Annotated in this window: 17 protein-coding genes and 1 tRNA gene; 9 read left to right on the top strand and 9 right to left on the bottom strand. The window is 43.6% G+C overall.

What is annotated here, in order from left to right:
* Positions 1–9 precede the first annotated feature (9 nt).
* Genes CJF29_RS01545 through CJF29_RS01570 form a run of 6 tightly spaced genes read left to right on the top strand, consistent with a single transcriptional unit; the run spans position 10 to position 8247 of the window.
* On the top strand, positions 10–1092 hold the full coding sequence (locus CJF29_RS01545; protein WP_009038902.1) for a glycosyl hydrolase: 1083 nt from the start codon (positions 10–12) through the stop codon (positions 1090–1092).
* 17 nt (positions 1093–1109) lie between these two features.
* The gene (locus tag CJF29_RS01550; protein WP_009038903.1) at positions 1110–2210 is read left to right on the top strand and encodes a glycoside hydrolase family 26 protein; all 1101 of its coding nucleotides are present in this window, start codon (positions 1110–1112) and stop codon (positions 2208–2210) included.
* Positions 2211–2216: 6 nt separating this feature from the next.
* A complete protein-coding gene (locus CJF29_RS01555; protein ID WP_099146198.1) occupies positions 2217–4427 on the top strand; it encodes an alpha-galactosidase in 2211 nt (736 codons plus the stop codon).
* Positions 4428–4468: 41 nt separating this feature from the next.
* Complete coding sequence (locus CJF29_RS01560; RefSeq protein WP_099146197.1) at positions 4469–5641, top strand: glycosidase; 1173 nt, start codon at positions 4469–4471, stop codon at positions 5639–5641.
* 29 nt (positions 5642–5670) lie between these two features.
* Complete coding sequence (locus CJF29_RS01565) at positions 5671–7044, top strand: MFS transporter (protein ID WP_099146196.1); 1374 nt, start codon at positions 5671–5673, stop codon at positions 7042–7044.
* 12 nt (positions 7045–7056) lie between these two features.
* Positions 7057–8247 carry an AGE family epimerase/isomerase gene (locus tag CJF29_RS01570; RefSeq protein ID WP_099146195.1) on the top strand — a complete coding sequence of 397 codons (1191 nt, stop codon included), beginning with the start codon at positions 7057–7059 and terminating at the stop codon, positions 8245–8247.
* Positions 8248–8521: 274 nt separating this feature from the next.
* Here CJF29_RS01570 and CJF29_RS01575 read toward each other — a convergent pair whose 3' ends face one another.
* Both CJF29_RS01575 and CJF29_RS01580 read right to left on the bottom strand, forming a co-directional pair.
* On the bottom strand, positions 8522–9532 hold the full coding sequence (locus CJF29_RS01575) for a 2-oxoacid:ferredoxin oxidoreductase subunit beta (protein ID WP_099146194.1): 1011 nt from the start codon (positions 9530–9532) through the stop codon (positions 8522–8524).
* Positions 9533–9535: 3 nt separating this feature from the next.
* Positions 9536–11386: a 2-oxoacid:acceptor oxidoreductase subunit alpha gene (locus CJF29_RS01580; protein WP_074558009.1), complete on the bottom strand. Its 1851-nt coding sequence runs from the start codon at positions 11384–11386 to the stop codon at positions 9536–9538.
* 203 nt (positions 11387–11589) lie between these two features.
* On the opposite strand from CJF29_RS01580, the gene CJF29_RS01585 reads away from it, so the two are divergent.
* A tRNA-Arg gene (locus CJF29_RS01585) sits at positions 11590–11661 on the top strand.
* Positions 11662–11836: 175 nt separating this feature from the next.
* On the opposite strand, the gene secDF is transcribed toward CJF29_RS01585, so the two are convergent.
* The 5 genes from secDF to CJF29_RS01610 form a co-directional block, all read right to left on the bottom strand.
* The gene (secDF, locus tag CJF29_RS01590) at positions 11837–14860 is read right to left on the bottom strand and encodes a protein translocase subunit SecDF (RefSeq protein ID WP_099146193.1); all 3024 of its coding nucleotides are present in this window, start codon (positions 14858–14860) and stop codon (positions 11837–11839) included.
* Between the two features lie 165 nt (positions 14861–15025).
* Positions 15026–17110 (bottom strand): M3 family metallopeptidase, encoded by a 2085-nt coding sequence (locus tag CJF29_RS01595; RefSeq protein ID WP_085930438.1) that lies wholly within the window; start codon positions 17108–17110, stop codon positions 15026–15028.
* Positions 17111–17141: 31 nt separating this feature from the next.
* On the bottom strand, positions 17142–18227 hold the full coding sequence (locus tag CJF29_RS01600; RefSeq protein WP_004296485.1) for an endonuclease/exonuclease/phosphatase family protein: 1086 nt from the start codon (positions 18225–18227) through the stop codon (positions 17142–17144).
* A 4-nt stretch (positions 18228–18231) separates the two neighbouring features.
* Complete coding sequence (locus CJF29_RS01605) at positions 18232–19137, bottom strand: rhomboid family protein (RefSeq protein WP_099146192.1); 906 nt, start codon at positions 19135–19137, stop codon at positions 18232–18234.
* Entirely contained in the window at positions 19118–19792 is a 675-nt protein-coding gene (locus tag CJF29_RS01610; RefSeq protein WP_008776855.1) for a rhomboid family intramembrane serine protease, read from the bottom strand. The genes CJF29_RS01605 and CJF29_RS01610 overlap by 20 nt, the downstream gene beginning before the upstream one ends.
* 221 nt (positions 19793–20013) lie before the next feature.
* Between CJF29_RS01610 and CJF29_RS01615 the strand changes: the two genes are divergently transcribed.
* Entirely contained in the window at positions 20014–20286 is a 273-nt protein-coding gene (locus CJF29_RS01615; protein ID WP_004296482.1) for an HU family DNA-binding protein, read from the top strand.
* Positions 20287–20369: 83 nt separating this feature from the next.
* Positions 20370–22187, top strand: a complete 1818-nt coding sequence (gene argS, locus CJF29_RS01620; protein ID WP_099146191.1) for an arginine--tRNA ligase — start codon at positions 20370–20372, stop codon at positions 22185–22187.
* Positions 22188–22314: 127 nt separating this feature from the next.
* On the opposite strand, the gene CJF29_RS01625 is transcribed toward argS, so the two are convergent.
* Both CJF29_RS01625 and CJF29_RS01630 read right to left on the bottom strand, forming a co-directional pair.
* Complete coding sequence (locus CJF29_RS01625) at positions 22315–23184, bottom strand: transposase (RefSeq protein WP_099146221.1); 870 nt, start codon at positions 23182–23184, stop codon at positions 22315–22317.
* Between the two features lie 258 nt (positions 23185–23442).
* On the bottom strand, positions 23443–24546 hold the full coding sequence (locus CJF29_RS01630) for a TlpA disulfide reductase family protein (protein WP_074558709.1): 1104 nt from the start codon (positions 24544–24546) through the stop codon (positions 23443–23445).
* Positions 24547–24550: the final 4 nt, after the last annotated feature.

Genomic DNA, 24550 nt, shown 5'->3' on the forward strand with positions numbered 1-24550 from the left:
AAAATAGGTATGAAGAATATATATAACTTTTTGATTTATTTCATCTTTTGCGGCATAGGAGCGGGATGCTCTTCCTCGTCCGGGGAAGACTTTCCGGTTCCGGAGCCGGAACCGGTGGACAATTCATTGATAAAGAAAGAACTTTGCACCGAAGGTGCATCCGTTGAGGCTAAGAAAGTGTATACATATCTGAGAAACTGCTGGGGGAGAAAAACCTTAAGCAGTACAATGGCGAACGTGGCATGGAACGTCAATGAAGCAATATGGGTAAACCGTCAGACCGGGAAGCATCCTGCCATTGCCTGCTTTGATTACATGAACCTTCCCGCTTCACCGGCCGACTGGATTGATTATAATAAGACATCGGTTGTTGAAGACTGGTGGAATGCCGGAGGATTGGTTGCTGCATGCTGGCATTGGAATGTGCCGGTCACGGAAAATAGCAGTGAGTATAAATGTATGATTAGTGAAACGGATTTTGACATCGCCAAGGCATTGCAGGAGGGAACCCGGGAAAATGAAATCATTAAAGCCGATTTGGAAGAATTGGCGGGTTACTTACTGCTTTTGAAGCAGAAGAATATTCCTGTAATTTGGAGACCGTTGCACGAAGCTGCAGGCAAATGGTTCTGGTGGGGGAAAGATGCAGCTTCATACAAACGGCTCTGGAAACTCGTATATGAGACTTTCAAGCAGAAAGGACTGAACAATCTTATCTGGGTATGGACTAGCGAAACGAATGACAGGGACTGGTATCCCGGTGATGCATACGTGGATATTATCGGACGGGACGTGTATCACAAGACCAGCGCTGCCGGACTGGCAATGGATTTTGATGCACTAAAAAAAGCTTTTCCGGACAAGCTGATTGCACTTAGCGAATGTGGTGATGTGGCAACCATAGACAAGCAACTGGCAGTCGGAGTCCAATGGGCATGGTTCATGACTTGGTATGATTATGAAGTGACAAAGGACACTACTGCGCCTGTTTTTAATTCCGGACAGCACGAACATGCCGACAAAGCCTGGTGGAACAACGCTTTCAGCCAGCCTGGTGTAATTTGCCGTAGTGATTTGCCTTCGTTTAAATAACAGACTATTCAACTTTTTTGATGAAATATATTATTCTGACTATTAATGCGATATTTTGCCTCCTCTTGCCGACTGCATGTAGCGGAAGTGGAGAGACCGGTGGAAAAACTCCGGAAACAGTTGCCTTGTTGCAGAACTTGAAACAGGCGGAACGGAAAGGCATTCTTTTCGGTCATCATGATGATACTGCTTACGGAATAGGCTGGGAAGGAGATAAGGGTCGTAGCGATGTTAAAAGTGTCTGCGGTGCCTATCCGGGGGTGATGTCTTTCGATTTGGGCGAGATTGAACTCGGAGGAACACATAATCTTGACAAAGTATCCTTTGCGCATCTTCGTGAATATATTATCGAGCAGTATGCCCGTGGCGGCATGATTTCGCTCAGTTGGCATGTACGTAATCCGAAAACGGGCGGTGACTCATGGGATGTGACCGATAGCACCGTAGTGGCTTCTGTCATGCAAGGGGGAGAGAACCATGTGAAAATGCTCGAATGGATAGACCGTGTGGCCGATTTCCTGCTTTCGCTGAAGACGAAGGAGGGTGTACTCATTCCTGTGGTGTTCCGCCCTTGGCATGAACATACCGGAAGCTGGTTTTGGTGGGGAAAGGATTTGTGCTCTTCGGAACAGTACAAGACTCTTTGGCGGATGACTAATGACCGTTTGCGTCTGAAGGGAGTGAATAATGTGCTGTTAGCTTACTCTCCGGGAATGGAATCTGATACGGTTGAGGAATATCTTGAACGCTATCCGGGGGATGATATTATAGATGTTCTCGGTACGGATGTATATCAGTTTGAACGTTCCCAGTATATCAAGCAATTGAACAAGATGCTGACGATTCTAACCGAGGCGGGCAAGAAGCACGATAAGCCTATTGCTCTGACCGAAACAGGATTGGAAGGCATTCCCGATTCTTTGTGGTGGACAGGGACTCTGTTGCCTGTCATTGAGAAATATCCCCTCAGTTATGTACTGGTTTGGCGTAATGCGCGTGAAAAGTCCACTCATTATTATGCTCCCTATCCCGGACAAGTATCTGCCGATGATTTTGTGAAATTCAGTCGGTCTCCGAAAATATTGTTTGTCGGAGACAATTTTGAACTCTATAAATAAGGAAACATGATGAAGAACCTGATTAGAATCTGCCTGTTTACTATGCTTTTGTTTGTAACAGGAGACCTGGCTGCCCAAAATATACATTTGTCAACCCCTCGTACCTCACTGGTGCTCTCGGCTCCGGCGGGAGGAGAGTTGAAGTATGTATATTATGGCAGTAAGCTTACTGAAAATGACTGTCGCGAAGTTTATAATGCACCTACCATGCAACATGCGGCTTTTCCGGTATATGGTATGAACTGCCCGGGTGAGTCGGCGCTGGCAGTGACTCATGCCGACGGAAATATGACTTTGCAAATGGAAGTGGCTGGTACGGAAATAAAGAACACTGACGGAGCAGTTACTGCTGTCATTAAACTGAAAGACAAGGTCTATCCGTTTTCTGTGAATGTGTGCTACAAGGCCTACTCCGATGTCGATATCATAGAGACTTGGACGGAGATAGCCCATGCGGAGAAAAAGAACGTTATGTTACGTAAGTTTGATTCGGCTTTTCTGCCTGTGAGAAGGGGAGATGTGTGGTTATCAAGTCTGTATGGCTCATGGGCCAACGAGGGAAGGCTTGTGCAGGAACCTCTTGAACCGGGCATGAAAGTGATAAAGAACCGGGACGGTGTGAGAAATTCACATACGGCACATGCCGAGGTGATGTTCTCGCTTGACGGGAAACCTCAGGAGAACTATGGCAATGTCATTGGAGCAGCTCTTTGTTATGGCGGAAACTACAAACTGCGCATTGATACGGACGACAGTGAATATCACCAGTTTTATGCCGGCATAAATGAAGAAAATTCAGTTTATAACTTGAAGAAAGGAGAGCTTTTCATAACTCCGGCTTTAGCATTGACTTATAGTGCTGAAGGGTTGAGCGGATGCAGCCGTAACTTTCATCGTTGGGCGCGCAAATACAAACTGGCGCATGGAAATTCTCTCCGTAAAATATTGCTGAACAGTTGGGAAGGAGTGTATTTTGATATCAACGAGAACGGTATGAACCAGATGATGGGAGATATCGCATCTATGGGCGGTGAACTGTTTGTGATGGATGACGGGTGGTTTGGCGATAAATACAAACGTAACTCTGACAATTCTTCATTGGGCGACTGGAAGGTGGATACCGGGAAGCTGCCCGGTGGTATCCGTAAATTGGTGGACGATGCCCGCCAATATAAGGTGAAGTTCGGTATATGGATTGAACCGGAAATGGCCAATACCACTAGCGAACTTTACGAAAAACATCCGGAATGGATATTGAAAGCTCCCTTGCGCGAACCGGTATTGGGGCGTGGAGGGACGCAGGTGGTGCTTGACTTGGGTAATCCGCAGGTGCAGGATTTCATATTCAATCTTGTAGACACTTTGATGACCAATTATCCGGAAATAGATTACATCAAATGGGATGCGAACATGGCTATTATGAATCATGGGTCGGACTATCTGCCGAAGGATGAACAAAGTCATCTGTATATTGCCTATCATCGGGGATTTGAGAATGTTTGCCGCCGGATACGTGCCAAATATCCGGAACTCACCATACAGGCGTGTGCCAGTGGAGGCGGGCGTGCCAATTATGGAGTGCTTCCTTACTTTGATGAGTTTTGGGTGAGTGACAATACGGATGCGTTGCAACGAATTTATATGCAATGGGGAGCCTCTTATTTCTTTCCGGCTATAGCTATGGCTTCACATATCAGTGCTGCGCCCAATCATCAGACTTTCCGCACCATTCCTTTGAAATATCGTATTGATGTGGCTATGAGCGGTCGTTTGGGAATGGAAATACAGCCCAAGAATATGACAGGCGAAGAGAAAGAGCTATGCCGTAAAGCTATTGCTGATTATAAAATGATTCGTCCTGTGGTACAGTTGGGAGATATTTACCGGTTGCTTTCTCCGTATGACAGGCTTGGAGCAGCTTCGCTGATGTATGTCGCACCGGAAAAAGAGAAGGCTGTGTTCTATTGGTGGAAGACCGAGCATTTTTGCAACCAGCATTTGCCGCGTATCAGGATGGCGGGGCTTCATCCGGATAAGATTTATAAGGTGACCGAGCTGAACAAGATAGACAACCAGCCTCTGGATTACGAAGGAAAAGCTTTCAGCGGTGTGTATCTGATGGCGAACGGGCTGGAAATGCCTTATAATCACAAAGTGGATTACCATAAGTTGAGTGATTATTCCAGCCGGGTACTTTATCTGGAAGAGGTTAAGTGAATATATATAAGAGAATAACGACATTTAATTTGACGATTGATATGATTACATTTAAAGAGAAGTTGAATACTCTGTTTGATGATTACAATAAACTGATTACCCGCAAGAATGTGCCTTTGGAAGACGGTAACGGTATTTTCGCCCGTTATAAGTATCCGATACTGACAGCTGCCCATACTCCTGTCTTCTGGCGTTATGATTTGGATCCTGAATCCAACCCTAATCTGATGGAGCGTATCGGTATGAACGCTACATTGAATTCCGGAGCTATTAAATGGAACGGCAAGTACCTGTTGGTAGTACGTGTGGAAGGTGCCGACCGTAAATCGTTTTTTGCGGTGGCCGAGAGTCCTAATGGCATTGACAATTTCCGTTTTTGGGATTATCCTATTACGATGCCCGAAGATGTGATTCCGGCTACCAATATTTATGATATGCGCCTTACGGCGCATGAAGACGGCTGGGTGTACGGCATTTTCTGTGCGGAAAGACATGACCCGGCAGCGCCGGCGGGCGACTTGTCGTCGGCAACTGCCACTGCTGCCATAGCTCGCACCAAAGATTTTGTGAACTGGGAGCGGCTGCCTGATTTGAAGACCGGAAGCCAGCAACGCAATGTCGTGCTTCATCCCGAATTCGTCAATGGGAAATATGCACTTTACACCCGTCCGCAGGACGGATTCATCGATGCCGGAAGCGGAGGGGGAATCGGCTGGGCATTGGTGGACGATATGACTCATGCGGAGGTAAGAGAGGAAACGATTATCGACCGGCGCTATTATCATACCATCAAAGAGGTGAAGAACGGAGAAGGACCGCATCCTATCAAGACTCCTAAAGGGTGGCTGCATCTAGCACATGGGGTTCGCGGATGTGCCGCCGGGTTAAGATATGTTCTTTATATGTATATGACTTCTCTTGAAGACCCGACGCGTGTGATAGCTTCTCCTGCCGGGGCAATCATGGTTCCCGAAGGTGGGGAGCGTGTGGGAGATGTTTCGAATGTACTGTTTTCCAATGGCTGGATTGCAGATGAAGACGGAAAAGTATTCATTTATTACGCTTCGAGTGATACACGTATGCATGTGGCAACTTCTACCATAGACCGATTGGTGGATTATTGTCTGAATACTCCGCAAGACGGTTATTCTTCATCTGCTTCTGTGGAAACACTGAAACGCCAGATTGCGAAAAACCTGAAATTGATGAGTTGATGCACAGCATCCTTAAATAACGGTCTACCATGATAAAACTAAAAGAAAAGATTGGCTACGGTTTGGGAGACATGGCTTCCTCTATGTTCTGGAAGTTGTTCGGCTCTTATCTTATGATATTCTATACGGATGTATTCGGAATGTCGGCAGCCGTTGTGGGGACTATGTTCCTCGTCACTCGTGTATGGGATTCGGCATTCGACCCTATTGTCGGAATCATTGCCGACCGCACTCATTCACGGTGGGGGAAGTTCCGCCCTTATCTGCTATTTCTTGCTTTTCCGTTTGCCTTCATCGGAATCCTTACTTTTACTACTCCCGAATGGAGCATGACGGCGAAGATTGTATATGCTTATATTACTTACTCACTGATGATGATGGTTTATTCTGCTATCAATGTGCCTTATGCTTCTCTGTTAGGTGTAATGAGTACCGAACCGCACGACCGCAATGTACTGTCTGTCTACCGCATGGTATTTGCCTATTTGGGCAGTTTCATCGCATTGCTGCTGTTCATGCCTATGGTGAATGCTTTTAGCGAGGGACATGGCGAGCAATATGGTTGGGAAATGGCTGTGACTGTGATAGCTGTCATGTGTACTGTCTTTTTTATCGGTTGTTTTGCTTTGACCCGTGAGCGTGTGAAACCTATCAGGGAGAAGCAAGCCCCGCTGAAAGATGATTTGAAAGATTTGTTGCACAACCGTCCCTGGTGGATTTTGTTGGGAGCGGGTATTGCTGCCTTGATTTTCAATTCCATTCGTGACGGTGCCACTGTGTATTATTTCAAGTACTTTATTGTAGAAAATACTAATGAGCCGGTTACTTTTCTAGGTATCCCATTTGTATTAAGCGGACTGTACCTGGCTATTGGACAGGCGGCTAATATTGTCGGAGTGGTTTTGGTCGCTCCGGTCAGCAACCGCATCGGGAAGAAAAGAACTTATATGTGGGCTATGGTAGTTGCAACGGTGCTCAGTATCGTTTTCTACTGGTTCGAAAAAGAGAATCTCATACTCATTTTTATTTTCCAAATACTTATCAGTATTTGTGCCGGCAGTATTTTTCCTCTTTTATGGAGCATGTATGCCGATTGTGTAGACTATTCCGAACTTAAAACGGGTAACAGGGCTACCGGACTGATATTTTCTTCTTCATCCATGAGCCAGAAGTTCGGGTGGGCAATCGGTAGCGCTGTCACTGGCTGGTTGTTGGGGTACTTCGGTTTCCAGGCGAATGTGGTGCAAAACGACCAGGCTATTAATGGTATCAGGATGTTTCTCAGCTTTTTGCCTGCCATAGGTACCTTATTGAGTATTTTATTCATCAGCATGTATCCGCTATCCGAAAGAAGAATGAAAGAAATCATTGGGGAACTGGAACAGAAGAGAAACCAACATTAAACATTTTGGATTATGGAAACTACTATTGAACGCCTGAAAGAGGAGGTGCAACAAGTGCTTACCACTAATATTCTCCCTTATTGGATAGAAAAAATGCAGGATAGAGAGAATGGAGGATTTTACGGTCGCATCACAGGGCAGGAATGTTTGGTTGCTGAAGCGGAGAAGGGAGCTGTCATGAATGCACGCATTCTGTGGACGTTCTCTGCTGCTTACCGCCTGTTGCATAAGACCGAATATCTGGAAATTGCCACTCGTGCCAAACGTGAAATAATCGACCGCTTTTATGATACACAATTTGGAGGAATTTATTGGAGCATAGATGCTCATGGGCAGCCTTTGGATACAAAGAAGCAGGTCTATGCTATCGGATTTGCTATTTATGGACTGAGTGAGTATCATCGGGCAACGGCGGACGACGAGGCTTTGGAATATGCTGTCCGCCTTTTTCATGACATCGAATTGCATTGTTTTGACAAAGGAAAAAATGGGTATTATGAAGCGTTTTCCAGAGAATGGGAAGAAATAGCAGATATGCGTCTCAGTGACAAGGATGCTAATGAACGCAAAACGATGAATACTCATTTGCATATTCTTGAGCCTTATACCAATCTTTTCCGGGTATGGAAGGATGAAATGCTGAAAAGCCGGTTGCATAATCTTATCCGTTTGTTCATTGATGAGATTATGGATATGGACACAAGGCATCTGCAACTTTTCTTTGACGACAACTGGCGAAGCAATTACCATATTATATCTTACGGTCATGATATTGAAGCGTCGTGGCTTATTCATGAGGCGGCACTCGTACTTGCTGACCGCCAACTATTGACCGAAATAGAAATGTATATCGTTGAGATGGCTGAAGCTGCTGCGGAGGGCTTTCTTTCCGACGGAGGAATGATTTACGAATTACGGACTGACAGTTCGTCTATTGATGCCGACCGGCATTGGTGGGTACAAGCTGAAACAGTGGTAGGATTTATGAATCTATATCAACATTTCGGTGACAAGTTATCTTTGTCACGCGCTGTCCGGTGTTGGGAGTTCATCAAAAAGCATTTAATTGATTATGCAAATGGAGAATGGTACTGGAGCCTTTCGGCTGATGGGACTGTCAACCGTGAGGATGATAAAGCCGGATTTTGGAAATGTCCTTACCATAACGGGCGTATGTGTATGGAGATAATGGAGCGCTTTTGATTTCATTGCAGTCGTTTAGTTCCAACCCTGTTTGGAACTGTTTGTTTCTCGGCGTGAAACACTTTGTTTCCCTGCTTGAAACATTTCGTTTCTCGGTGAGAAACAAATGGTTTCATGGAATGAAACAAATCACGGCTTGTGGGGTGACGCCCAGTATGCTGTGGGATGACTGAAGATGACCTTTAAGCAAACTTGAGGTGTATTTATAATGAAAGCTGGAGAAAGGGATTGTTTTATCCTTCCTCCAGCTTTTATATTATTGATAAGCAGTGAATTACTTCACTTCCCAAGTCTCATTAGTCATCAACAGCTCCTGGAAATTGTGATATTTCTTCTTGCCTTTGATTTCTTCGATTTGTTCAACGACAGCATCGTTGTAAGTTGGAGCGTCTACATCACGGATTACACCGAGTGCAATCGGGAAGTCGGGACCTTCCATCAAAGCCAGCTTCAGTTGAAGCGTATTATCTTGGCAGTGTGCGTCGTGAATAAGAATATCTTTTTCTGTGATACCATTTTCACCAAGTTTCACCACTTTCAGTCCGAAACCTTCCTGCATCAATCCGAATTCCTTGTTTTCACCGAACAACATGGGTTTGCCATGTTCCAGATAGATAGCGTTCTTGGCACGTCCTTCTTTGGTGGCTACAGAAGCATGAGTTCCATCGTTGAAGATCACGCAGTTTTGCAGAACTTCTACAACAGAGGCGCCTTTGTGATTAGCGGCAGCTTTCAATACCTCTACAGAAGCGGCACCGTCTACTGCAATACAACGTGCAAAGAAATGTCCACGGGCACCAAAAGCAAGTTCTGCCGGATGGAATGGATCTTCTACGGTACCGTAAGGAGATGATTTAGTTACAAGTCCACGCTCCGAAGTCGGTGAATATTGTCCCTTTGTCAAACCGTAGATACGGTTGTTCAGCAGGATCATATTCAAATCGATGTTACGGCGTAATGCGTGGATGAAGTGGTTACCACCAATTGCCAGACCATCACCGTCACCGGAAATTTGCCAGATTGTCAAATCAGGGTTGGCCACTTTTGCACCTGTTGCAACAGCAGCGGCACGTCCGTGAATCGTGTGGAAGCCATACGTATTTACATAGTAGGGCAGGCGGGAAGAACAACCGATACCGGAAATGACGGCAATATTGTGCGGAGCTACTCCCAATTCGGCCATAGCTTTGTGCAGTGAGTTCAGGAAAGCGTGGTCACCGCATCCCGGACACCAGCGAGGTTGGCCTGATTTATAATCTTGTACGGTATATACTTTATCGCTCATCTTTTATTCCTCCAATAATTTAGTGAATGCATCTATCAATTCTCTCGTAACGAAAGGTTGTCCTTTCACTTGGTTGAACTGGCTGATGTTCAATCCGGGTATCTTCATCCGTAAAAAACCTGCGAATTGTCCCAAATTCTGTTCAGCTACTACGATCTTCTTGTATCTACGCAATACATCGGCTGTATTCTTTGGCAGCGGGTTGATGTACTGGAAGTGTGCGAAAGCCACTTTCTTTCCATGATCGCGCATAAAGTCCATAGCCAGACGGAGATGACCATACGTGCCGCCCCAACCAACAATCAGTAAATCTGCATCTTCATCACCCAGTACTTCGAGTTTGGGGATATAGTCTGCAATCTTATCCACTTTAGCTTGGCGGAGATGAACCATCTTATTATGGTTTTCAGGTTCGGTAGAGATTGCACCTGTTTCATTGCTCTTTTCAAGACCACCGATGCGGTGCATGAATCCTTCAGTTCCCGGAATCGCCCAGTAGCGTGCACCGGTTTCTTCATTGCGTTGGTATGGAGTCCAGTTACCAGCCATGTCCGGAGTCACGTATGGAGGATTGATGGCAGGATATTCGTTTAAGTTAGGAAGTTTCCAGGCAGCCGAGCCGTTAGCAACGAAAGCATCTGTCAGCAGTACAACCGGAGTCATGTGTTCCAGAGCAATCTTACATGCCATGTATGCGGCATCGAAACAGTTTGTCGGTGAAGTTGCGGCAATCACCGGCATCGGACTTTCACCATTGCGTCCGTAAAGTGCCTGCAATAAGTCTGTCTGTTCTGATTTAGTAGGCAAACCTGTTGACGGACCGCCACGTTGCACATTCACAATCACCAATGGAAGTTCGCCAATTACAGCAAGGTTCATAGCCTCACTTTTCAAACAGATACCGGGGCCGGAAGTAGTCGTTACAGCCAAAGCACCGGCAAAAGCGGCACCAACGGCAGAAGCACAACCTGCGATTTCATCTTCGCACTGTACGGTTTTTACTCCCAGTGATTTATGTTTAGCTAATTCGTGCAGAATATCAGTGGCCGGAGTGATAGGATAAGAACCCAGATAGAGTTCCAGACCTGCTTTCTCGGCAGCAGCAATCAAGCCATAAGCCGTTGCTTTATTTCCGTTGATATCTGTATAAAGTCCTTTTGATTTCGGAGCTTTACTTTCAATTTTATAAGTAGAGACAGAAGCATGTGTGTTGGCACCATAGTTGAAACCATCGTTCAATACCTTAATATTAGCTTCTGCAATTTCGGGTTTCTTGGCGAATTTCTCACGCAACATTTTTTCAGCAGCGGCAAGGTTGCGGTTGAACAACCAGCAAACCAGTCCGAGTGCGAACATGTTCTTACAACGGAGTGCTGATTTATTGTCTAGTCCGGAGTCTTTCAGGCTCTCTTTACACATGGAAGAGATGGGAACTTCCAGCACTTCCTGTTTTATGCCTAATTCCTCAAAAGGATTGTCAGTCTTGAATTGTGCTTTTTCCAAATCTCTGGCTTCGAATGAGTCGGAGTCGGTAATGATAAGTCCTTGCGGTTTACAGAATTTGATTTGTGTTTTCAGTGCGGAAGGATTCATAGCCACTAATACGTGGCAACGGTCTCCGGGAGTGTAAACCTGTCCGGCACCGATGTGGACCTGAAAACCGGAAACACCGGTCAGTGAACCTTGCGGGGCGCGGATGTCTGCCGGGTAGTCGGGGAATGTACAGATGTCATTTCCTACCGTAGCCGACACGTTCGAGAAGATGTTGCCGGCCAGCTGCATACCGTCGCCGGAGTCGCCGGAGAAACGTACTACTACTTCCTCCAATTCTTTAACCATCATTTCGTCTGCCATAACTTTAATTACTATATTTAATTTAAAAACTGATTTTACTTTCAATTTGTGAGCGCAAAGGTCGGAAAGTTAATCGAATTATCAAAATAAATCGAACTTTATTGTCCTATTGACGCCAATTATTTGAAATATCTGAAAGGAACCTGTATTTTTATTCTTGTTAAATCGACAGAAACCGTTATCTTTGCAAGCAAATTTGAAGCGGCCTTGTAGTTCAACGGATAGAATAGAAGTTTCCTAAACTTTAGATAGGGGTTCGATTCCCCTCGGGGCTACTACGGAGAATCTGTGAGAAGTTGTTTTGGTTTGCTTTCATGCTGTATCTGGTTTTAAGTTTAACAATGGCTTCTTTTAAGATGAACGTCTTATAGCTTCTATTTGTTTTAATAATCAATAGAAAAAGCCTCTACCGAATTGTTCGGAAGAGGCTTTTTCTATTTCTGGAATTTATTATTCTTCCGTAGTTACTGGTACAACTTTTTTGTTCTTCATCATGTTGTATGCAATCGGAGATGCAATGAACAGTGATGACAATGTACCGATAACAACACCCAAGATCATTGCGAATGCAAAGCTGCGGATTGAATCACCGCCAAGGATGAAGATACACAGCAATACGATCAATGTACTTAATGATGTATTGATAGTACGTGCAAGTGTAGTGTTCAATGAATCGTTGAACAACTGACGTTTGTCACGTTTCGGATACAGGCCGAAGAACTCACGCACACGGTCGAAGATTACCACCTTGTCATTGATAGAGTAACCGATAGCTGTCAGGATAGCCCCAATGAATGTTTGATCGATTTCCAGTGAGAATGGAACGATGCCCCATAACAATGAGTAAGCACCGATAATCATGATGGTATCGCACGATAGAGCTACGATAGAGCCAATACTATATGCGATGTTGCGGAAACGGATTAAGATATACAGACCGATAGCAATCAATGCCAATACTACAGAATAAATAGCACCTGTCTTGATATCGTCTGCGATACTTGGACCCACTTTTTGAGAACTTACAATACTACCACCAGTGTGATTATCACGGTCGATAAAGGTAGCTAGAGTGATGTTTTGAGTCAGCACAGGTTTCAAAGTCTCATATAAGTATGCTTCGATTTGAGAGTCAACATCGTTTCCTGCATCTTCAATACGGTAGTTGGTACTGATACGTACAGTTTTCTTGTCTGTACCGATAGCGATAACACTAACGTTAGCATCACCGAACTTGCTGGAGATCAATTCACGAATCTGTTCGGGTTCTACCGGATTCTCGAATTGTACTTTGAAATTACGTCCACCGGTAAAGTCGATACTCTGACTTAAACCACGCATGGCAAATGAACCGATACAAACGAGGATGATGGCTACAGTGATGATAAGGGATTTTTTGTTTGTTCCCATAAAATCAAAACGTGTGTTGGTCATCAAGTTTCTTGAAACAGGGGTTGTGAATGTAAGGTTCAACAGTTTGTCCTTGTTCATGAAGTGTTCGTAAACTATACGAGTCATGAACACAGCGGTGAAGAAGGATACTAGAATACCGATAATCAATGTCGTAGCAAAACCACGGATCGGACCGGTACCGAAGTTAAACAGAATGACACCTGTGATGATGGATGTCAGGTTCGAGTCGAAGATAGCGGAGAATGCGTTGGAATAACCGTCAGCAAGTGCTTTCTTCACACCTTTACCGGCACGAAGTTCTTCTTTAGTACGTTCGTAGATAAGTACGTTCGCATCCACTGCCATACCTAGTGACAACACCATACCGGCAATACCGGACATTGTCAATGCTGCCTGGAAGGAGGAGAGGACACCTAATACGAAGAAGAAGTTCAGGAACAATGCACCATTGGCAATCATACCCGGTATGAAGCCGTACATCATACACATATAGATCATCAACAGAATCAGAGCCACTACGAATGAGAATACACCTGCATTGATAGATTCCTGACCCAATGACGGACCAACGATATCTTCCTGTACGATGTGAGCCGGAGCCGGCATCTTACCTGATTTCAATACGTTTGCTAAGTCTTTTGCCTGTTCAGGAGTGAAATGACCTGTAATCTGTGAACGTCCACCTGTGATTTCAGAGTTTACGTTTGGTGCAGAATATACATAGTTATCAAGAACGATAGCGATAGAACGACCGATGTTTTGTTTAGTCAACTGTGCCCAACGACGTGCACCGTCAGAGTTCATAGTCATGCTGACAGCCGGTTTGCTGTATTGGTCAAATTCATCTTTCGCGTCTGTTACTACATCACCTTCCAACGGAGCTTTACCGTTGCGTTCGGTAGACTTGATAGCATATAATTCGAACGTCTGTCCTTTCTTGTCAAATTCAGAAGGAGAAACACCCCATTTCAAATGAAGGTCTTTCGGGAGTTCTGCTTTAACTTCCGGCATAGCCAGATATTTGTTGATATCAGCAGTGTCTTTGTAGTTAGCGTAACCGATCACAGGACCTTGTCCGCTAGAGTTCAACTGCAGGATAGCCAACAGAGGGTATTGCTTTTTAATTTCTGCCAGGTTAGCTGTTGAATTATCTTCAGTAGTTGTAGCATCTCCTTTCAGGGCAGCAGCAAGACTGTCGGCAGCACTTACGCTTTTCTTGGCCGGAGTAGCTTCTGCAAGCGGAGCTTCTTTGGTGGAATCTACAGCGGTAGAGTCTGCATCTGTCTCCTGCGCTAATACAGCACGCAATTTAGCATCAGCAGATTGCATGGCAGGAAGAACTTCTTTAGCTGTATAAGTTTCCCAGAATTCCAGGTTAGCAGAACCTTGGAGAAGTTTTCTCACACGTTCCGGCTCTTTGATACCCGGCAATTCCACCATGATACGACCCATTTTGTCTTCCAGGCTCTGGATATTCGGCTGAACAACACCGAAACGGTCGATACGTGTACGAAGTACGTTATATGAGTTTTCAACAGCAGCTTTTACTTCTGCTCTCAATACTTTTTCAACTTCTGCATCCGATGATTTCTGGTTAACTTTGTCTTTCAACTGTTGTGTTGCGAAGAGTTCGGAAAGTTTTGCGTTAGGAGCAGCTTTGTGGTATTCTCTGACAAATAGCGTGATGATATCATCCTGGCTGTTTACAGCCTGTTTTGCAGCTTCTGCCAATGCATTGTTGAAAGCTTCATCCGGCTTGTTGTCAGCCAGTGCTTTGATAACATCAGGTACAGAAACTTCAAGGATAACGTTCATACCACCTTTTAGGTCCAAACCTAAACTAATCTCCATCTCACGACATTGTTTCAGCGTCCAGTTACCCAACCACACTTTCTCATTGGAGAGAGAGTCGAGGTAGTCTTGTTCCACTTTCGGGTCGCCGTTCGCAATTTCTTTCGCCTTGTTGGTATAATGGCGTGTTACGAAGGAGAAGGAGAGATAGAACACACATACCAGTGTGAGTAATACCGCAAAAACCTTTACAAATCCTTTGTTTTGCATTTTACTTTTAATTTATGATGATTACTTTTTTAATTTAATTTTCAGTTAAATTCTGTCGTACACAAGTTCTTTTTGCCGCATACAAGGCTGCAAATATAGTTTTTTTTTCACATTCATGTGTAATAAGCCCTCAAATATTTGATGTTTAAGGGCTTTTTTGCTGAATTATTTCATTCCTCTGTTTTTCAGTAGTGGTTCCAGGCTTGGTTCCGCTCCACGGAAATTCTTATAAAGCACCATCGGGTCTTCGCTGTCTCCCTTCTCCAATACGTTATGGCGGAACAGGTCGGCGGTGTTTTTATCAAAAATACCATGTTCTTTGAAAGCTTCGAAAGCATCATTGTCCAATACGTTGGCCCATAGGTAACTATAGTATCCGGCTGCGTATCCGCCAATGATATGATTGAAGTAAGTCACGCGATAACGCGGTGCTATTTCGGGAATCAAATTAAGCTTGTCCATCGCTTCTTTTTCGAATGCAAGCATATCCAGATTCTTTACATCTGTCATCGTGTGCAGGTTCATGTCGAGGATGGCGGCAGCCAGTAATTCGGTGGTCATGAAGCCCTGGTTGAAAGTTTTCTGTTGCAGTATCTTCTCGATGATTTCGTCGGGTATCACTTCTCCTGTCTGATAATGTTTGGCATACATTTTCAGCACTTCGGGTTCAGTCGCCCAGTGTTCGTTGATTTGAGAAGGAAGCTCTACAAAGTCGCGTACCACGTTGGTTCCCGATGTTCCTTTGTATTCACATTTTGTCAGCAGTCCGTGCAGAGCGTGACCAAATTCGTGAAACAGGGTTTCCACTTCATCCATGGTCAATAAAGAGGGGGTGTCGCCTACCGGCTTGGTAAAGCTGCAAACGTTGCATACCAACGGACGGGTTGTTCCGTGTTGCTCACGATAGTTGCTCATCCATGCACCACCGCTTTTCCCGGGACGTGGGAAATAGTCTACATAGAAGATACCGAGCTGGGAACCGTCTGCGTCTTTCACTTCAAAGACTTCTACATCAGGGTGATAAGTTGGTATGCCTTCCAGTTTGCTTAGGGTGATGCCATATAATTTGTTGGCTACGGCGAAAGCGCCATCGCGTACATTCTCCAGTTTGAAGTAAGGTTTTGTATCCTCTTCAGACAGGTTGTATTTTTCTTTCCGTAGTTTTTCGGTATAATACCACCAGTCCCATGCTTCCAGTTTTTCTCCTTTTCCTTCCTTATCCATTAATTTCTGAAGTTCGGTAGCTTCTGCTTTTGCTTTTGGCAGTGCGTAGCTCCAGAGGTTATTTAAAAGGCTCATTACGTTGTTGGCGTTCTTTGCCATGGTTTCATCCAGGACGAAGTTTGCATAACAGTCGAAACCTAATAAGTTCGCTTTTTCCAGGCGGAGAGAAACGATCTTGCGGATGTTTTCCTTGTTATCGTTTCCGTCGTTGTTGTTGCCGCGGTTGATATAAGCTTTGTATATTTGCTCCCGGAGCGGGCGATTTTCAGAATATTGCAGGAAAGGCAGACGGCTGGCATTGTGCAGGGTGAACAACCATTTTCCCGGTTGTCCGGCTGCTTTCGCTTCTTCGGCCGCACTTTGGCGGAACCATTCAGGCAATCCTGCCAGATCTTCTTCCTTGTCAACGAAAAGTTGGAAGGCATTATTCTCATTCAGCACATTGTTGCTGAAAGTGATGCCAAGTGTAGAAAGCTCCTTGTTGATTTCGCGGAGACGAGTTTGGTCCTTTTCGCCAAGGTTCGCTCCGGAACGGATAAATCTTTTATAAGTCTTGTCCAGCAGACGTTCTTGTTCCGACGTCAGGTTCAATGAATCTTTCTTTTGGTAGACATCGTTCACCCGTTTGAATAGTTTCCCATTCAGGGAGATATTGTCATTATGTTCCGAAAGAACCGGTGCCAGTTTGATGGAAAGTGCGGTCAGCGAATCAGTAGTTTCCGCATCTGTCATATTGAAGAAAATGATGCTTACCCGGTCTAAGATGGGTGCGCTGTTATCCAAAGCCACAATCGTATTTTCGAATGTCGGAATTTCCGGGCTTTCGATGATGGCTTCGATATTTTGATTCTGTTCTTCTATACCTTTTAGAAAGGCAGGTTCATAGTGCTCTAATTTAATCTTGTCGAAAGAAGGAACACCATACTCGGTTTGAAACTCTGTAAAGAAAGGATTGCTTTCTGTTTTCGTAGCACAGGAGTACATCATACAACTTACTGCTAAAATGGTTAGTGTCTTTTTAATCATCATAAGTGTTTTTTATTAGAGTTTTCAGTTCTTATCGTTTACTGATATAGCACCAGATCGGGTAATGGTCTGATGCCTTGATAGACCGGTCTACTGTGCAATTGTAGGCTTTCAGGTTGGGGCTGATCAAGATATTGTCTATGCGGAAATAGAACTTGTTCTGATTGTAGGAAATCCCCAATCCTTTACCGGACTGTGTGAATGCATCGTCTAGTTTTTGAGTCAGGATGCGATGGGTATATGAGATAGAACCGTCGTTGAAATCGCCGCATACTATGGTTGTCGGATATTTACTTTCTGCAATGGTTTTAGCCACAGAATCTGCTTGTGTAGCCCGGATAGCCGATGCTTCCGCCAGTTTTCTTATTAATTGCCTAAGTCCGGTTTTTACTTTCTTGGCATTCGGGTCTTTAATCATATCCTCATACATCCCTCTGTCTTCTTTGGTGAGCTTGTTGGATTCCAGGTGGTTGTTGATTAATGTAAGAGTGTCGTTATTCACATTCAGTACATATTTCATGGAGCCGTTATAATTACTTTCATATTCGATGGGATGTATCGAGAGTATGGGGAACTTAGAGAAACAGGCAAGTTGCACATCTCCTTTCCCTTGTTGGTGGACGGATTGGTAAGGATAGGCTTTCAATGCTTTTTTAATGTCCTGTTCCGTCAGGTATTTCTTGTTGGTAGCGGTGTTATATTCTTGCAGACAGATAATATCGGCGTTACTATCTACAAGATAAGACAATACCGGGTTTTTTCCATCTTTCTTCTCCAAATTGTTGAAACTCATTACGTTGTAGGATAGGATTTTGATGCTTCCTTCCGGTATGGTTTTAGTGGTGGAGTTAAAAGGAATATAAGTCCGTATCTGCGGAATACAAATTAGAAAACCGATGGCAGGCAAGAGCGCATAGCGGTAATTGACAAATGCCCAGAAGCCGATAAAAATCAGATTAATCGTCAGGAATATCGGAAATGCAAGTCCCAAGCTGGAAGCAAGTGGGTTTATTTTCGGGTTAAGGTAAGGGCTATAAGCGCTTAATATCAACGTTCCCACGAAGAGAGCGTTGACAGCAAGTATCAGATATGCGACAAATTTGCCAATATGTTCCATTCTTTTATCTTTTGCTTGCGTCGAACAAGCTTTTCTTTTCTTCAGTTGTCAGACTGTCGTAACCGGATTTCTTTAGTTTTTCCAAAATACGGTCCACTTCATCAGACTGTGCTTTTTTGTGGGCATTGTAATCATAATCCTTCTCGCGACCGATGGCACTGTTTCCATAGTGTACCTTCATTTTCGGTTTCCGTTTCCATGTTTTCTTTTGAAACAAGGAAGTGAAACCATCCAGAATCCAGTTGATCCAGGAAGTCAAATCAGTTCCTTTACTTAGGCTGGCGGCAAACCAAAGTCCTGCAAGAGCACCGCCCAGGTGGGCGATATGTCCTCCGGCATTACTTGAGGTGATGGATAATACATCGATTCCGATAACAACCAGTGCCAGATATTTGAGACGGATAGCACCGAAAAGAAAAAGTTGCACCCTGTAATTTGGTTCACGATAAGCCGTAGCAGCTACGATGGCTAATACGGAAGCTGATGCTCCTACCAATGTTGCACCCGCTACTTGCGAACTGAATAAAGGAAATACATTGTAGGCAACCATATACAGTAAACCTCCACAGATACCTCCTAATACATATAGTCCTCTTAAATGTTTGGCCGAGAAAAAGTAGAGAAACAAACTTCCGAACCAATACAGCCAGAGCATATTGAATAAAATATGCAGGACACCGGCATGCATAAACATATAAGTAAATAACGACCACGGCTGATGAATAAATCCGATAAAGGATGCCGGCAGGGCAAATATACCGAATATATCGGGGGTACTTACTTCAAACAGTCGCAAGAAAACGTTAATCAACGTGCCAATCACAAAGATGCCTACGTTGATATAAATCAGTTGGATGAAAATATTTCCTCTTCTGAATGTCTCCTTTAAATCAGCTATAATATGTCCCATTGTTATTGCTTTTTTTTCTCCAATACAAAATCAGGATCAATCCAAATAACATTCCTCCCAGGTGAGCAAAGTGAGCGACATTGTCTCCGGCGCTATTGGCAAGTCCTGACCATAATTCAATCGCGGCGTATCCTATAACGAAGAACTTCGCTTTGATAGGAAATGGCAGCGGGAAGATAAACAACCGGTTATTGGGAAATAACATGCCGAATGCCAGCAATATGGCGTAAACGGCTCCCGAAGCACCTACGGTGGTCATCATGTTCAGATACTCTTCCATTGGGATAACACCTGTACCTATATTCACTTGTGCGTAGTGGCTAAGTTCCGTTACATATTGAATATACTGTACCCCTTCCTGGATAAGTCCCGCACCGATACCGCAGAGAATATAGTAAAAGAGGAAACGTTTGGGTCCCCAGGTTTGTTCGAGAATCGGTCCGAACATAAAAACGGCAAACATATTAAAGAAAATGTGGCTGAATCCGCCGTGCATGAACATATAAGTGATAAGCTGTGCCGGATTAAAGTCACTTGCGAGGAAAAAATGTAATCCCAGATAATTCGTTAAATCCAGGCCGTAACGTTGGGCTACGATTGTCCCGAAAAATACTAGTACATTGATAATTATCAGGTTTTTAGTTACAGTTGGCATCATTTTTATTTCTGAATATTTAGATAATAGACGCAAAAGTACGAATAAATTCTGTTTTAAAGCATGAAAAACGCTTCCTATTAGCTCTTTTTCAATAATTTGCTGCGTTTTTTTTATGTTTTTATTTGATATGTTGTTTTGTTCGGCTATATTTGTGGAATCAATCCATTGTGGGATAATCTTTTGTGTAACAAATATATTAATTAATCATTTTACGTATTATGAATAAGTCTGATCTTATTAGTGCAATGGCTGCTGAAGCTCAAATGAGCAAAGCCGATGCAAAAAAAGCACTTGATGCTTTCATCACTTCAGTTACTAATGCTATGAAAGCTGGTGACAAAGTATCTCTCGTAGGTTTTGGTACTTTCTCTGTAAGCGAAAGAGCTGAAAGAACTGGTATTAACCCTTCTACAAAGGCAACTATTACTATTCCTGCTAAGAAAGTAGCTAAATTTAAAGCTGGTGCTGAATTATCTGCAGCTGTTGAATAAGATAGATAGTTGAAAGAAATTAAGAGAGGAGACGTGATGCGTCTCCTTTTTTTGTATCTTTGCGCGCAAGAAATAACTTGATTATGAAGATAGAAGATAAACTTGTAGCGTCCGTTATCAGCGGACTCAAAGCACTTTACGGTCAGGAAGTCCCTGAAAAGATGGTGCAGTTGCAAAAAACGAAGAAAGAATTTGAAGGACATTTGACGTTGGTGGTATTTCCTTTCCTGAAGATGTCAAAAAAAGGACCGGAGCAAACGGCACAGGAAATCGGTGAATATCTGAAGGCAAACGATCCAGCTGTAGCAGCGTTTAATGTGATAAAAGGGTTCTTGAACCTGACTATTGCATCGGCTACATGGATTGAGTTGCTGAACGAGATTCAGGCAGATGAACAGTACGGCTTAGTGCAGGTCACTGACGCTTCTCCATTGGTGATGATTGAATATTCTTCTCCGAATACAAATAAACCGCTTCACTTGGGACACGTGCGTAATAACCTTTTAGGCAACGCATTGGCTAACATTGTAGCGGCAAACGGCAATAAGGTAGTCAAAACAAATATTGTAAACGACCGTGGTATCCACATCTGTAAGTCCATGCTGGCATGGAAGGAATACGGAAACGGTGAAACTCCTGAAACTTCGGGTAAGAAGGGTGACCACCTGGTAGGTGATTATTATGTATCTTTCGATAAGCATTATAAAGCGGAAGTAAAGGAGCTGATGGCTAAATTTACAGCGCAGGGAATGAGTGACGATGAAGCGAAAGCAAAGGCTGAAGCTGAATCTCCATTGATGCAGGAGGCCCGCGAAATGTTGGTGAAGTGGGAAGCCGGTGATCCGGAAGTACGCGGATTGTGGGAAATGATGAACAACTGGGTATATGCAGGATTCGACGAAACCTACAAGAAGATGGGTGTCAGCTTCGACAAGATCTATTACGAATCCAATACTTACCTCGAAGGAAAAGAAAAAGTAATGGAAGGTCTGGAAAAAGGTTTCTTCTACAAGAAAGAAGACGGTTCCGTATGGGCCGACCTGACTGCCGAAGGACTGGATCATAAGCTCCTTCTCCGTGGTGACGGTACTTCTGTCTACATGACTCAGGATATCGGTACGGCTAAACTTCGTTTTGCCGATTACCCGATTAATAAGATGATTTATGTAGTAGGTAACGAACAGAACTATCACTTCCAGGTGCTTTCTATCTTGCTCGATAAACTTGGTTTCGAATGGGGTAAGAGTCTGGTACACTTCTCTTACGGAATGGTGGAACTGCCGGAAGGTAAGATGAAATCCCGTGAGGGTACGGTAGTTGATGCTGACGACTTGATGGAGGAAATGATTGCTACTGCTAAAGAAACTTCACAAGAACTAGGCAAACTGGATGGTTTGACACAGGAAGAAGCTGATGATATTGCCCGTATTGTGGGTCTGGGAGCATTGAAATATTTCATTCTGAAAGTCGATGCCCGTAAGAATATGACATTCAATCCGAAAGAATCTATCGACTTCAATGGTAATACAGGTCCGTTTATTCAATATACTTATGCACGTATCCAGTCTGTACTTCGGAAAGCTGCCGAATCAGGTATCGTAATTCCTGAACAGATTCCGGCTGGTATTGAATTGAGTGAAAAGGAAGAAGGGCTGATTCAGATGGTTGCTGACTTTGCTGCTGTTGTAAAACAAGCCGGTGAAGATTACAGCCCGTCTATTATTGCTAATTATACTTATGACTTGGTGAAAGAATACAATCAGTTCTATCATGACTATAGTATTCTGCGCGAAGAGAATGAGGCAGTGAAAGTATTCCGTATCGCTCTGTCTGCTAATGTAGCTAAAGTTGTTCGCTTGGGAATGAATTTGCTGGGTATCGAAGTACCTTCCAGAATGTAGAATTTTATTCAAATACGAATCCCCTTATTAACCTCCTGTCCTTCCAGTTAGGAATGGTGGAATAAGGGGATTTCCTTTAAAGAACGCTCAATTTATAAATGAATTATGCGAATCAGTAGTTGATTCCTTAGTTAAAAATTAGATAAATCAATGCGATGGCAATTTTTCCCATCGTATGTACCAGCAGTCCAGATGTAGATCTGACTTTCATCGCTCTTTGAATATTTGTTTTTTCATTCAACCAGTTGAAAAATGATTCAATGGGTTGTCTGACTTTTGAGACTGCCGTTGAAAACAAGTCTCTTGCCGCTTTCTCCCTTTTTGTTATTTCAGGTGATTCTCCTTTGATAGCTTTTACAGGAGTAAATAGCTCGAGTTTTTTGTATTCTTTCGTCTCTTTATAGAATGGTATATCCGAATATATTTTATCGGCATATATTTCTCTATTGTTCAGATTTCCCACACATTCTCTTTTGAATACAGTGGAGTCATTTTCATCCGCAGCGGAAAGTATGAGCATTTCAGGAAAAGGTATAGTTCCTTTTCTACGGAAAGCCACTGCATGGAGTTTTAGTCCGAAGTAATACATGTTCTTTGTCGAACAATATCCTTTGGAAGTAATCTCAGTGGCTACCTTTCCTACTTTGTTCTTTCCCGCGCAAGTAATGATAGGCATCGAGTCAACTAATGATTTCATACTGTCACAATCTTGAGGTTTGAATGAATGGATTAACTGCCTGACGAGTTCGCTGATTGCTTCCGGCATCAAATTCAATCTATAATTGAATGTTTGGTAAGAAGGCAAGTCAGGGAACCATGAAAGCAGGTATTCCTTGGTAAAGGTATGTATGTCTTTGATTTTAAAGTATTGCTGATAAGCTCCACAGAACAAATATACAGTAAGCAGTTCCTGATCGGTAAAGATTGGATGATTGTTATTACTGAACCTCTGGCAGTAGAACTTGAGTGAAAACTCGTAAACATCGCAGATATACATATATGTTTTTATAAGTTTTAATTCTTTCTCCTTGGGAATCATAATTAGAACAATGAGTGGTTTTATTCTTCTAATATACTGATTTTCAAGGAGATTAGAAAATTAATTTATGAGATAATTAACTGAATAATAACATTTTAACAAGCGAAAAGGCTGATGTTTATCAACTGCTGATTCGCATGAATAATTGTAGTTTCGCAAGTATTCTGGATAACTTTTCCTCCTTCTGTGCGGATGGCACGACTTGCAAAAGTTGAATTAAAGTATTTCTTCCAGTTTCTTCTCAATCTCTTCTCCGCGCAAGTCCTTTGCGATGATTTTGCCATTCTGAATGAGGAAAGTGGCAGGGATGGACCTTACTCCATATTGCATGGCTCCTGCACATTCCCAACCTTTCAGGTCGGATATTTGCGGCCATGTCAGACCGAGGCTTTCAATGGCTTTTTTCCATGCGTCTTCGCTATTGTCCAGTGAAACGCCGATGATTTCAAACCCTTTTTGATGGTATTTCTCATAAGCGGCCTTTACACTGGGCATCTCGGCACGACAAGGTCCGCACCAACTTGCCCAGAAGTCGATCATAATCACTTTGTTGGCATTGGCTATTTCCGTTATGCTAAGGCTTTTCCCGTCGGGAGTATTGAGCGAGAAATCGATGAATGGTTGACCGACGGCAGTCTTTTTCTTGTTGGCAAATTCTTCTTTGATGAAGGCGATGTCTTCCGAGAAATAGATGGAAGGAGCCTGTTCCAATAGTTGGGCAACCGTTTCCTCTTCAAAATCTTTCATGTAAGAGAAGAGCAGGGTGTAGACTCCCGCCACGTTTTGTATGTTGTCTTTGCAGAACTGAATCCGGTGTTTAAGGGTTTCTTTGTCCAAAGCTTCCATTTCGGTTTGTTTCTGTTTGGCTGTGATGGAGTCTAGCGGATGAACCGTGTCGTTCAATGCCCGATAAAGATCCAGACTCTTGCCGCATCTCTTTTCGTCTTCATTGTAGAAGGCGCACCATGCTTCATTGGTAGGAGTACCTTTGACATCGAGCGTGAAAGATTTCGGGTCGATGTTGATTTGTATATCCCCATTCTCAAGGAAAAGTTGGCTTCCTGCTTTCCCTTCTCCGTTTTTTATATAAGAGATATAGCGGATATCTGCCGTGTCCTGCCGTCCGGTAAATGTAAATTCGTTATTCTTTATAACGGTCTGTGCCAATGTGTCGGGATTCCATCCTACGAATTTCAATAGCATGACTGTGTCTCCGTCTTGAGCTCCGGTGATGTTACCGGTTATTTTGTAGCCCGGTGTCTGTTGGCATGCGCTTATCACGGAAAGGCATGTTAACGCTGTGATTGTAAATGTTCTCATTTTT

The organism is Bacteroides celer, assembly GCF_002632415.2.
Lineage (GTDB): Bacteria > Bacteroidota > Bacteroidia > Bacteroidales > Bacteroidaceae > Bacteroides.

Excerpts from the sequence above, each read along its gene's own strand:
- CJF29_RS01545 (WP_009038902.1), top strand. The coding sequence starts at position 10 with ATGAAGAATATATATAACTTTTTGATTTATTTCATCTTTTGCGGCATA.
- CJF29_RS01555 (WP_099146198.1), top strand. The coding sequence starts at position 2,217 with ATGATGAAGAACCTGATTAGAATCTGCCTGTTTACTATGCTTTTGTTT.
- CJF29_RS01560 (WP_099146197.1), top strand. The coding sequence starts at position 4,469 with ATGATTACATTTAAAGAGAAGTTGAATACTCTGTTTGATGATTACAAT.
- CJF29_RS01565 (WP_099146196.1), top strand. The coding sequence starts at position 5,671 with ATGATAAAACTAAAAGAAAAGATTGGCTACGGTTTGGGAGACATGGCT.
- CJF29_RS01570 (WP_099146195.1), top strand. The coding sequence starts at position 7,057 with ATGGAAACTACTATTGAACGCCTGAAAGAGGAGGTGCAACAAGTGCTT.
- CJF29_RS01575 (WP_099146194.1), bottom strand. The coding sequence starts at position 9,532 with ATGAGCGATAAAGTATATACCGTACAAGATTATAAATCAGGCCAACCT.
- CJF29_RS01580 (WP_074558009.1), bottom strand. The coding sequence starts at position 11,386 with ATGGCAGACGAAATGATGGTTAAAGAATTGGAGGAAGTAGTAGTACGT.
- secDF (WP_099146193.1), bottom strand. The coding sequence starts at position 14,860 with ATGCAAAACAAAGGATTTGTAAAGGTTTTTGCGGTATTACTCACACTG.
- CJF29_RS01595 (WP_085930438.1), bottom strand. The coding sequence starts at position 17,110 with ATGATTAAAAAGACACTAACCATTTTAGCAGTAAGTTGTATGATGTAC.
- CJF29_RS01600 (WP_004296485.1), bottom strand. The coding sequence starts at position 18,227 with ATGGAACATATTGGCAAATTTGTCGCATATCTGATACTTGCTGTCAAC.
- CJF29_RS01605 (WP_099146192.1), bottom strand. The coding sequence starts at position 19,137 with ATGGGACATATTATAGCTGATTTAAAGGAGACATTCAGAAGAGGAAAT.
- CJF29_RS01610 (WP_008776855.1), bottom strand. The coding sequence starts at position 19,792 with ATGCCAACTGTAACTAAAAACCTGATAATTATCAATGTACTAGTATTT.
- CJF29_RS01615 (WP_004296482.1), top strand. The coding sequence starts at position 20,014 with ATGAATAAGTCTGATCTTATTAGTGCAATGGCTGCTGAAGCTCAAATG.
- argS (WP_099146191.1), top strand. The coding sequence starts at position 20,370 with ATGAAGATAGAAGATAAACTTGTAGCGTCCGTTATCAGCGGACTCAAA.
- CJF29_RS01625 (WP_099146221.1), bottom strand. The coding sequence starts at position 23,184 with ATGTATATCTGCGATGTTTACGAGTTTTCACTCAAGTTCTACTGCCAG.
- CJF29_RS01630 (WP_074558709.1), bottom strand. The coding sequence starts at position 24,546 with ATGAGAACATTTACAATCACAGCGTTAACATGCCTTTCCGTGATAAGC.